The 9,997-nt window shown below is 69.5% G+C and carries 13 protein-coding genes and 2 pseudogenes; 10 read left to right on the top strand and 5 right to left on the bottom strand.

The window, feature by feature from the left end; translation table 11 throughout:
* Window positions 1-817 precede the first annotated feature (817 nt).
* Together NCC78_RS21455 and NCC78_RS21450 are read left to right on the top strand one after the other, a co-directional pair.
* Window positions 818-1,144 carry an SDR family oxidoreductase gene (locus tag NCC78_RS21455; RefSeq protein WP_250796573.1) on the top strand — a complete coding sequence of 109 codons (327 nt, stop codon included), beginning with the start codon at window positions 818-820 and terminating at the stop codon, window positions 1,142-1,144.
* Between the two features lie 348 nt (window positions 1,145-1,492).
* The gene (locus NCC78_RS21450; protein ID WP_250796572.1) at window positions 1,493-1,693 is read left to right on the top strand and encodes a hypothetical protein; all 201 of its coding nucleotides are present in this window, start codon (window positions 1,493-1,495) and stop codon (window positions 1,691-1,693) included.
* Here NCC78_RS21450 and NCC78_RS21445 read toward each other — a convergent pair.
* From NCC78_RS21445 to NCC78_RS21435, 3 genes are all read right to left on the bottom strand, one after another.
* Window positions 1,683-1,946: an SCO4848 family membrane protein gene (locus tag NCC78_RS21445; RefSeq protein WP_250796571.1), complete on the bottom strand. Its 264-nt coding sequence runs from the start codon at window positions 1,944-1,946 to the stop codon at window positions 1,683-1,685. The two genes, NCC78_RS21450 and NCC78_RS21445, sit on opposite strands and share 11 nt — an antisense overlap.
* Before the next feature lie 62 nt (window positions 1,947-2,008).
* Window positions 2,009-2,563, bottom strand: coding sequence for an alpha-ketoglutarate-dependent dioxygenase AlkB (locus tag NCC78_RS21440; protein WP_250796575.1), 555 nt, complete (start codon window positions 2,561-2,563; stop codon window positions 2,009-2,011).
* Window positions 2,564-2,664: 101 nt separating this feature from the next.
* Window positions 2,665-3,117 (bottom strand): hypothetical protein, encoded by a 453-nt coding sequence (locus NCC78_RS21435; RefSeq protein ID WP_250796570.1) that lies wholly within the window; start codon window positions 3,115-3,117, stop codon window positions 2,665-2,667.
* 292 nt (window positions 3,118-3,409) lie between these two features.
* On the opposite strand from NCC78_RS21435, the gene NCC78_RS21430 reads away from it, so the two are divergent.
* From NCC78_RS21430 to NCC78_RS21420, 3 genes are all read left to right on the top strand, one after another.
* Window positions 3,410-3,859: a PRC-barrel domain-containing protein gene (locus NCC78_RS21430; RefSeq protein ID WP_250796568.1), complete on the top strand. Its 450-nt coding sequence runs from the start codon at window positions 3,410-3,412 to the stop codon at window positions 3,857-3,859.
* Window positions 3,860-3,926: 67 nt separating this feature from the next.
* The gene (locus NCC78_RS21425; RefSeq protein ID WP_250796566.1) at window positions 3,927-4,409 is read left to right on the top strand and encodes a DUF6098 family protein; all 483 of its coding nucleotides are present in this window, start codon (window positions 3,927-3,929) and stop codon (window positions 4,407-4,409) included.
* Between the two features lie 360 nt (window positions 4,410-4,769).
* A complete protein-coding gene (locus NCC78_RS21420) occupies window positions 4,770-5,483 on the top strand; it encodes a GAF and ANTAR domain-containing protein (RefSeq protein WP_250796564.1) in 714 nt (237 codons plus the stop codon).
* 23 nt (window positions 5,484-5,506) lie between these two features.
* Here NCC78_RS21420 and NCC78_RS21415 read toward each other — a convergent pair whose 3' ends face one another.
* Window positions 5,507-5,821 (bottom strand): YrhB domain-containing protein, encoded by a 315-nt coding sequence (locus tag NCC78_RS21415; RefSeq protein ID WP_250796562.1) that lies wholly within the window; start codon window positions 5,819-5,821, stop codon window positions 5,507-5,509.
* Window positions 5,822-6,136: 315 nt separating this feature from the next.
* Between NCC78_RS21415 and NCC78_RS21410 the strand changes: the two genes are divergently transcribed.
* Window positions 6,137-6,367: a hypothetical protein gene (locus tag NCC78_RS21410; protein WP_250796560.1), complete on the top strand. Its 231-nt coding sequence runs from the start codon at window positions 6,137-6,139 to the stop codon at window positions 6,365-6,367.
* An 841-nt stretch (window positions 6,368-7,208) separates the two neighbouring features.
* Here NCC78_RS21410 and NCC78_RS21405 read toward each other — a convergent pair.
* Entirely contained in the window at window positions 7,209-7,802 is a 594-nt protein-coding gene (locus NCC78_RS21405; RefSeq protein WP_250796559.1) for a CGNR zinc finger domain-containing protein, read from the bottom strand.
* A 52-nt stretch (window positions 7,803-7,854) separates the two neighbouring features.
* On the opposite strand from NCC78_RS21405, the gene NCC78_RS21400 reads away from it, so the two are divergent.
* From NCC78_RS21400 to NCC78_RS21390, 4 genes and pseudogenes are all read left to right on the top strand, one after another.
* Window positions 7,855-9,192, top strand: a complete 1,338-nt coding sequence (locus NCC78_RS21400; RefSeq protein WP_284706336.1) for an MFS transporter — start codon at window positions 7,855-7,857, stop codon at window positions 9,190-9,192.
* 65 nt (window positions 9,193-9,257) lie between these two features.
* Window positions 9,258-9,326: pseudogene (locus NCC78_RS32580) on the top strand (hypothetical protein); the annotation flags it as partial.
* Window positions 9,327-9,331: 5 nt separating this feature from the next.
* Window positions 9,332-9,571 carry a VOC family protein gene (locus NCC78_RS21395; RefSeq protein WP_250796556.1) on the top strand — a complete coding sequence of 80 codons (240 nt, stop codon included), beginning with the start codon at window positions 9,332-9,334 and terminating at the stop codon, window positions 9,569-9,571.
* 101 nt (window positions 9,572-9,672) lie between these two features.
* Window positions 9,673-9,875: pseudogene (locus NCC78_RS21390) on the top strand (helix-turn-helix domain-containing protein); the annotation flags it as partial.
* Window positions 9,876-9,997: the final 122 nt, after the last annotated feature.

Genomic DNA, 9,997 nt, shown 5'->3' with positions numbered 1-9,997 from the left:
AACAAACAATGTTGCCAAAGGAATCCAAGACCAACCGAGCCGAAGCCCGACCAGTCCGGGGTATAAATCATAATTGGCACTGGCTTATCAAGCACCCTGTTGAGTTCTCAAAGAACAACCACACACCGCCCGAAAACCCCACACCGTGGAGCCCCGACCCGGGGTATTTCGTCCACCGCACCCGCCGCTTGGCGCCGGGCACTTTTACTACGTTACCTCACCGTCTCCGCCGTGTCAAACCGTGTGTACCGGTCTGTCGTGCTTCGTACGGGTTGGCGCCGCTGAGCACGCGCAGCGGTGACCGCCGCGCTGATCATCGGATTTGGCAGGCCGGCCGCTGCGGCTTCCCGCTAGCTCGTCCGTTTCCCTGCCGGTCGACAACCTTACCCGGTCGGCTTCGCTTCACCAAATCCGCCTCGCGGCGAATCCGGGGGCACCGCCCGGTCCAGGCTCACACGGGGTTCAACCCGCCCGACCCTGGAGTCATTCCCGGCCCCGTCCGGCTTCGTAAAGCCTCCGGAGCCCGATCCAGGCTCGTACCGGATACAACCGGCCCGACCCTGGAGTCATTCCCGCGCTCCGGCCTCCAGGACTTTCGCCCGTTTCGTCCGTTCCGCGCTGACAGAGAGAAAGTTACGCGTCCGCGGGTTTGATCGTCAAATCCACGGGTAGCGTCCCGGGTCACACCATCTTCACCGAGCTATCTGCCCTGATCAGCAGGGTGACACCTCCGAAGCGGTGGGACCGAAGATCCCGCTGACGGGGGTATCAGCGCACTGCGGGGCCCCGACATTCCCGGGCGGACCTGACAGTTCTGGTGACCGGCGCGACCGGGCGGGCCGGCTGGCACGTCGCCCGGATCCTGCGCGACGGCGGCCACCGGGTGCGGGCAGCCGTCCGCGATGGGGCGGCCACCGGACCGTGGGACGAGACGGTCGCCTTCTCCTTCACCGACCCGGACACCTGGGATGCGGCCTTCACGGGAGTGGACCGGATGTTCCTCATGCGCCCCCCACAGATCGGCAACGTCAAGCGGGACATGCTCCCGGCGCTCGACCGCGCCCGGCAGCTCGGCGTACGCCGGGTGGTGCTGCTGTCGTTGCAGGCGCCGAGCGCAACCCGGCGGTCCCGCACCACGACCTGAAGAAGTGGCTGCGCCGGTCCGGCCTGGAGTGGACCTTCGTCCGGGCGGCGTTCTTCATGCAGAACCTCTCCACCACGCCGGGGACATCGGGAACAGGACCGGATCCTGCTGCCCGCAGGGAGGGGCCGCACGGCGTTCGTCGACGTCCGGGACGTCGCGGAGGTGGCGCGCTGGCGCTGCGCGAGGACGGCCACGCCGGGAGGGCGTGCACCCCGACCGGGTCACGGGCGCTGACGTACGCCGAGGTGGCGCGGGTGCTCGGCGCGGAGCTGGACCGGCCGGTCCGGTACGTCCCGGCGAGTCCGGCGCGCTACCTGCGGGCCGCCCGCGCGCAGGATGGCGTGGGGGATGGCCCTGGTCACGCTCGCCCTCTACACCACCTACACCACCTGGCGGCTGGGGCTGGCCGACGGACTGACCGACGACGTACGGCGGCTGCTGGGCCGTCCGCCGATCGAGTTCGCCCAGTTCGCGCGCGACGAGCGTGGCTACGGACGTCCGACCCCGCACCGACGCCAGTCCGCTGACCCGTGGCTCGTCAGCCGGTAGGTCGGTCGGTGCGCCGACCGGTGGCCCGCCAGGCGCGGACGCCGAGGACCCCGACGGTGGTGCCGATGGCCAGCGACGCCGCGATCAGCAGGGCGTGCACCCACAGGAACCCGGTGGCGGGGAACTCGCCGATCGTGCCGGTGGACCAGGACCGGGGGTCCTTCCAGATGGCGACGGCGAACCTCGGCCAGATCACCCAGGTCCAGATTCCCACCCCGGTGAGGAAGAGCGCCCAGCCGCGTGACAGCACCATGGCAGCCGAGTATGCCAGCGACACCGGGTCGGACGGCCGGGAGAGCCGGCCGACACCGCAGCTCACGACCCCCGCAGCTGCCGGAAGGTGATCGAGTAGCGCAGGTCCGGCACCGGCGGGATGCTGTGCTGCCAGCTGGCCCGCGCCGCCCCGGCCAGCACGTACGCCGACCGGGGCGCCAGCTCGACCTCGTACACCCGGCGGTCGTCGCCGGTGCCCCGCTGGAAGCGCAACCGGCAGGCGGAGCCCAGGGAGAGCCCGACCACGGTCGGGCCGAAGGCGGGAGCGTCGCGGTGCCAGCCGATGACCGAGCCGGGCGGGTAGCGGGTGACCAGGGCCTGGGCGAGCCCGGACGCGGGAACGCCGGCGAGCGCGGCGCACCGCTCCCGCACCTCGCGCAACTCCACCGGCAGCGCCTCGGTTTCGGTGAGCTGGAACGAGCCGTAGTCGTAGTCGAAGCCGAAGTGACGGACCGTCCGCCGGGCGATCTGCCCGTGCATCCGGACCTCGCGGAAGTCGAACGCCGCCAGCGCGGTCAGCAGCGACCGCTCCTCGTCCGGGTCGACCAGCTCCGGCTGGTACGTCAGCCCCGCCGGCCGCTCGTGGACGCCGCGCATCCGTCCCACCGGTCCGACACTAGCGGCGCGCTGCGCCGACCGCCCTCGAGATCGCCCCGGCAGTCCCGTCACGTCGCGGCGGGCCCGCCGGGGCGCGCGCCTCAGAAGCAGGTGCCGATGCCGCCGACCGCCGGGTTCGCCCGGTCGTGGTAGTGGATCGTGCCGGTCGGGTCGGCCATGAGGCCGCCCCAGATCGTGCAGCCACCCCGGACGTACGCACGGGTCGGGCCGGCGGCGTAGAGCTTGTTCGCGTCGTCGACCGCGCCGCCGACGTAGACCTGGGTTCGGGTGAGCGTGCCGACGTGGGCGGACTTGATCGTCACCGTGCAGGCGTACCCGACGAGCGGGTGGTACAGCAGGTGGACGGTGCCGAGCCGGGCGCCGGTCTGGGCGTGCCGGATCGGATCCTGGTCGACGGCGGTGTAGCCGGGCCCGCAGAGCGACTGCGGCGTCACCGGGTTCACGGTCGCCGCCTGGGCGGCACCCCCGGCGCCGCCGACGAGCCCCACCGTGAGAGCGAGCGCGGTGCCGAGCCGGCGAATGGTACGGCGCATCTGACGTCCCCCTTTGTATCCGTGCAGCGGATGCCGGCCAGAATGGTCGGCGACGGTGGAGCGGGAGAATGTGCCGGGCGGACACTCCGCATCGCGGTCGGGTGTGCGTCCCCGCAATTCCGGGCGCCGCCACCTGCGACGCCCGCATCCCGCCCATCGACCGACGACGAATATGACGTATTTCGCACCGAGACATTTCGGTGAACCGAAAATTGCCACGTTGTTTCCGGTGACCGTGCGGTGGGCACTGCTCACTCCGACCGGCGAAAAGACCCGTCATCGGAGGTGGCCCGTGCAACCGTCGACGTTCAACCCCTGGGCCTGGCGTGACCCGTCCGCCCTCGCGGGCGGATACGAGCAGGCGACCCCGGACGCGGCGCCGACCGGCGGGCGGCCCGGCGCCGGCGCCGGGCCGGACGCCCCCGGCCCCGGTACCCCGGTCGACCTGGCCGGCTACCGGGTGGAGGCCACCGACGGGCGGATCGGCTCCGTCGACGAGGCCAGCGCCGACACCGACGCCCGCTGGCTGGTGGTGGACACCGGGCCGTGGATCCTCGGCCGCAAGGTGCTGCTGCCGATCGGCACGGTGGCCCGGGTGGACCACCTCGACCGCGTCGTGCAGGTGCACCGCACCCGGGAGCAGGTCAAGCAGTCGCCGGCGTTCGACCCGGACGCGTACGGCGAGCCCGACTACCGGGACCGGGTCGGCGGCTACTACCGGAACACCTACCGACAGGGCTGAGCGCCGCCGTGCGTCCGAGCCGGGATGATCGAGGAATGGTCGCGCGTCGACAGGGCACAAGAGCCACATGAGCGGCGCGCGGTACGAATCGGTGATGCCCGTCGTCGACGACCTGGAACAGCTCGTCGACCTGCTGCGGGAGGCCGGCCCGGAGGAGAAGCTGTACGTCCGGTGGTCCCGGGGGCCCGACGCCGACCTGTCCGGGGAGTGCGGTGCGGGACAGTCCAGCCGGGACGCGCTGACCGGCATCGACCTGCCCGGTCTCTCCGCGAACCCGCTCGCGGTCGAGTCGTGGTGGGGAAACCGTCCGCTGCGCCTGTGGGTGGCCCGACGGCTCTACGACTACTGCCACCTGCGCGAGCTGCGCGGCCCCGGCGTACGCCCGTGGGTGCTCATCGGCGAGCAGTGCGGCCGGGGGCCGGACAACGAGCCGCTGGTGCGCTGCCACCGGCCGGTCGCCTGGGTGTCGGAGCGGGCCCTGCGCGAGGCGGACCGGGCGGTCGAGGAGCAGGCGTCCGCGGAGTGGGGGCCGCTGCACCGGGCCGACTGAAGGCCCAGCCGGTTGCCCGGGGCCAGGCCACGGCCCTACGTGCTGTCTTCGGGCTCACCGACGACACGGTCCGGGACCGGTTCGTCATCGGCCTGGCCGTGCTGAGCATGCTCGCTTCGAGGCCGGACCCGCCGTTGACCTGGCGGGCCGGGACGCCCCAGCGGCAGACGGAGTAAATTGACGGTTCTGTAGTCCGCATCCGGGGCGTCGGATGTGGCGAACCGGCGTCGATGAAGCGGCGTGGGTCCCGGCTCCGCCCTGGTGGGGCCGTGCAGCGGCCCGCGAAGTGTGGGCTGCCATCCGCGCGCTCTCCTCGGTCTCGGTTTCGGGCAGGGTGTGCCGGTCGTGAGGACCCCGTGCATGACCCGCCCGCCGATGGACCCCACTGAAGCCTTCACCGAGCTCGGCCGGATCAAGCTCGGCGAGGTCGGTCTTGACGATGTCCTGCAGCGCGTCGCCGAGTTGGCCGAACGGGTGCTGCCTGTGCCGGTGCAGGTGTCGGTGACGCTCGTGCGCGGCGGGATCGGGTACACGGCGGCGTTCACCGGCGACGTGGCGCGCGACCTTGACGAGCGGCAGTACGCGCAGGGCCGCGGCCCGTGCCTGGACGCCGCCGCCAGCGGCGATGTGATGTCCGTGCCCGACCTCGCCGCCGACGACCGGTGGCCTGACTGGGCCGAACGCGCCGAGAAGGCGGGGGTGGGCAGTTCGGTGTCGATCGGCCTGCCGGTGCAGGAGGCGGTCGTCGGAGCGCTCAACGTCTACGCGCCCACGCCGCACGCCTTCGACGACGACTCGGTGTCGGTCCTGGAGACGTTCGCCGCGTACGCCGCGGTGGCCCTGGCCAACGCGCAGCTCTACGACAGCACCGCCACCCTCGCCCGGCAGATGCAGGAGGCGATGGCCAACCGGGCGGTCATCGAGCAGGCTAAGGGCATCATCATGGCCGAGCGCCGCTGCACACCGGCCGAGGCGTTCGCGGTCCTGGCCAAGGTGTCGCAGGACTCCAACTGCAAGCTCCGCGAAGTTGCCCAAGCCCTCGTCGACCGGGCAGCCGGGAAATCCCGGGCCTGACACGCCGGCGCAGGTGTTGGTGCTTACGCCTGCGCCGTCGCGCAGAATGCGCACGTGTGTCGGCCGTTGGTGTACTCGGCGATGTAGAAGTCGATCGGTCGAGCCGTGCCCGTCTCGTGCGGCTGCCCCGTTGTCCGGTCCACAAGGATCGGCGCGTTGCCGGCGACGGAGTCGAGGAAGGATCCGGTCTCGATGTACCGCACCGACTGGTAGTACAAGACCCAACAGGTCTGGCGCTCCTCCAGGTCGGTAATCGCAAGCTGCGGCACACCGGGCACCGAGGACATGTCCTGCAGCACCGCCTTCGCCGTCCTTCGCGCCTCCTGCTCCGTAATCACCGGCACATCATGCCCTCGAAGACCCGAGCGGGCGAACCTTGCCTTGCAAAGATCAAGACACCTGTCGGCCGGCGTCAGTCGCTGTCGCTGATCTGCTCGCACTGTCGTCTCGCGTCTGCGCTCGACTGGCCAGGTCGGTCGGCTCGGGTGTACGGATGGCTGTACAAGAGGGCGCTGTCAGGAGCGACAGCCCGACCTCCGTGAACACCGCGCCGTGCAAGTACACCGTCCTTCGTTGCCTGCGCCTCTCGCAGTCCGAGCAGTGCCTTTTCGAATCCCGGCTCTCTCGATCGCAGTCCGACGACGAAGTCCTCGATGATCGCGCACACGAGGTCTTGCATCGACCTGCGCCCCTCAAACGGCTGCGCGCTGAAGCGCGGTGTAGGTCTCAGGATCGACACGGATGAGGATCTGCTCTTTGGCCGCTCCGTCGGTCGATCGAGGCATACGTCGATCGCGATCACCAAGGGTGTCTACGGGCACCTGATGGAAGGCGATCGCCGTTCTGCTGCGGCGGCCATGTCCCGTGCGCTGTCCGGGCAGTGAGGTACCCGGTGGCTCCCAGCTTGGCTCCCAAGGCCGCTCGAAGCCTGATTTTGGCGGACACGAAAGAGCCCCCGACCGTGCCGTTTCGGCTGGTCGGGGGCTTCCCCTTGCTCTGTGCGCCCGAAGGGACTCGAACCCCTAACCTTCTGATCCGTAGTCGGAAGGAGAGGTTGCTCTGACCTGCAGTTATGCAGGTTTGTCCGGATTCGGCATGTAGCATTGTCGACGGAACGTGACGCTAGACCGCGTTTCCTTTCCCCAGCGTGCATCCATGGATGCATGATCCATGTGATGTGAAAGAAGGCTGTGGGGGACGGCCGGTAGCTACCTGCGTCTGCTGGTGCGCCCTCCCGTCCCCTCGCGTTCGAGTACGGGGCTAAGCCTCGGATCGAGGCGCGGAAGGAGAAGGTCCTGCCTCCGCGTCTTGTTCTGCTGGCGGGCTATCTGCCGCTCGGCGCGCCTGGCGCATCAGGCCCTGGATCACCGTCGACGGGTTGACGCCGCGGCGCTGGGCCTCCTCGAACAGCCACGAGGTCGGCCTCGCTCAGCTCCACCACGTACGTGTTCCTCGCCGGGCGGGGCTCGTACTCCACCTCGAGGTTCGGCCAGGCGGTCACCGGCTCGTTCGCCAACCGCAGTGTCTCTTCACGACTCGGTCTCATGGTCCCCTCCGAGCATCTGCCGGCCACACCCGTCTCATTCTTCAGGTGCCTGCCGCTAACTACCAGGACGAAGTCGCTGCCGCCCGTCAGCGTGGCTGGTCGGTGCCGCTAGTTGTACTGACCGGGGACATTGATTGAGCCTCAGCGTCGTGAGTCCACGCCCACAGGCGGTGAATGAATCAGTGCCGATGGCTCTTCGTCTTCTGTCGGGCGTAGTAGGCGCGGGCGCGGTTGCGGTCGCCACAGTCCTTCGTGTTGCACCAGCGGCGGTTCCGCCGCGGTGATGTGTCGAGATAAACCCAGCCGCACTTGGCGTCTTCGCACTGGTGGAGGCGGTCGAGGTCGTCGCGCTGGGTGAGAGCCACGAGCCCGCGGACGATGCGATTGCGGGGCAAGCGGAGGTCGGTCTCCCGGTCTCGCCATTGCCAGCGGTCGCCCGTTCGGACCAGGTCGGCTGCGGCGATCGCCGCCCGGTACATGCCCGCGAGGTCTGCGGCGGCTTCGGGGTCATCCTCGAAGAGAGCTGCGTAGACCCTCTCGCGCGCTTCGATGACCTGTTGCCGTTCCCGCTCGGCCCGGGCGTCGTCCTGGCCGGCGAGGTCGCGCAGGGCCACGGCCTCGTCTCCGCTGATCAAGTCGGACTCGATGCACCAATCGACGACGTCGGAGAAGGTCTTCAGGTTCTCAGTGCGTTCGCACCCGCCGAGGCGCCAGTCAACGGTGTTCACCAGGTCGAGCATGCGGTCGCCCGCGATGTGGCCGAACCTCACCATCAGCTCCTCTCATGGTCAAAAGCTTTGTTGCATGTGAGACTACCTAACTGGCATGCTCATTCCCAATCGCCCAATCACCCATGAGAACACCACCAGGAGACTGATCGTGCCTGCCGCCGCCCCACGCAGATCGTTCACTGCATTGTGGGCGTCCCAATCGTCCTCAAACCTCGCCGACGGGCTGCTGCAGGCCGCAGCGCCGCTGCTCGTCGCCACGCTGACCCGTGACCCGCTCGTGGTGGCGGGCATGACGGTGGTGCAGTTCCTGCCATGGCTGGTCGCAACCCTCCCCGCCGGCGCGATGGCCGACCGGGTGGACAGACGTCGGATACTTACCGCTGGCAACTGGCTGCGCGCGGCCGGGTTCGCGCTGCTCGCCGTGGCCTTGGCGAACGGATGGCGCCACGTCGCACTGCTCTACGCCGCAGTGTTCCTAGCCGGTTGCGCCGAGACGATGGTCGACAACGCCTCCCTGACCATCCCGCCCCGTCTCCTGCCACGCGAGCAGCTCGAGCGCGCCAACGGCCGGTTGTTCGCGACCCAGTCCGTCATCAACACCTTCATCGGTCCGCCTGCCGGGGCGGCGTTGTTCGCGCTGGCAGCATCAGCGGCCTTCTACACCGGCGCGGCCGCGTTCGCCCTCGCCGGCCTGGCGGCTCTGCTGCTGCCCGCGCTACGCCCCACCAGCGAGGAACAGGAGCGCCACCGCTCGACCCCGACCACCATCACCCAGGACATCCGCTCCGGATGGGCCCACTTCTGGCGCCACGACCTGCTGCGCCGAGTCGCGTTCATCTCGGCGGCAATCAACTTCTTCGGCGCGGCCACCGGCGGGCTGCTCGTTCTGCTGATCACCGGCCCGTACCAAATGCCCATGTCGCACTACGGCCTGTTCGTCGCCGTTCCCGCCGCCGGTGCGATCGCCGGCTCGCTACTCGCCGAACACGTCGTGCCCCGCATCGGCGGAGGCCCCATCACCTGGCTCGCCGCCCTCGCCCCGGCCGCCAGCTACGCCATCCTCGGCCTGGGTCACAACACACCCCTCGCCCTTGCCAGCATGTTTTGCGCTGCCATCGCCACCTCGCTGAACCAGATCGTCGTCAGCACCCTGCGCCAAGCAGCAGTCCCCGACGAACTCCTCGGCCGCGTCACCGCCGCCTACCGCCTGGTCGTCCTGGGTGTCGTCCCCCTCGGAGCCCTCGCCGGCGGCTTGCTCGGACGCAGCCTGGGGATCCGCGCCCCCTTCATCGCCGCAGCCCTCGGACTCGTGCTCGCCGCGCTCCTGCTCGCCTCCCGGGTCACCACCCAAGCCCTCCGTGACGCCGAAACAACCGCTCGGCCGCTCGCTGGAAGACCTGATCGACATCGTCGGCCGGCTCATCACCCCTGAAAGGAATCCAGCCGTGGCACTGAGTCTGTCCCCACACGACCTTCGACGCCCACGATCCCCACGCCATCGCAGAGTTCTGGGGCCAGCTGCTCACCTGGGACGTCCAAGAGCCCGAGAGCTATCACCCCGGCTCCGACGAGTGCTACCTCGTCAGCCCCCACGGAGACACCGTGCTGTTCTCCTCAACGACACCGACGTCAAGACCGTCAAGAACCGCGCCCACCTCGACCTCGTTCCCACTGACAGCAGCAGCCGTGGCGCCGAGATCGACCGCGCACAGCAGCTCGAAGCCACCATCATCGACGACTGCCGCCACGACCTCGGCTGGGCCGTCCTGGCAGACCCTGAGGGCAATGAGTTCTGCATCCTCAACGACTGAATTCGCCGCGGGCGCTAAGCGGGCAGCCCTGGCGCACCGACCTCAACCCAGCTACTTCAGCCCCCCGGAGGGCCGGCCCTCCGCCGCCTTCCGGAGTCTCTATGTCCCACCCCAACGCAGCCCTCACCCCAAGCACCGCCCTTTCGTCGCCCGTCTCGTCGTCGACGACGGCTGGCCGGTCAGCGAGGTCGCCGCCCGCTACCAGGTCTCCTGGCCAACCGTGAAGCGCTGGGTCGACCGGTACCTCGCGGGCGAGGCCATGCACGACCGCTCATCGCGCCCGAAGAGTTCGCCCTCTAAGAGCCTGGTAAATAAGGGGTTCGGGGTGTCGGCGGATCGCGCAAGAGATTGATGATCGCGCTCGTTGCCGGCGTGGCGGCGTGACATGGTGAAGGGCCTTCGGTACGAGCAAAGGCGACTAAACCA

This window comes from Micromonospora phytophila, from assembly GCF_023656545.1.
Taxonomy (GTDB): Bacteria; Actinomycetota; Actinomycetes; order Mycobacteriales; family Micromonosporaceae; genus Micromonospora; species Micromonospora phytophila.
This window is presented reverse-complemented; position numbering and strand designations above follow the sequence as displayed.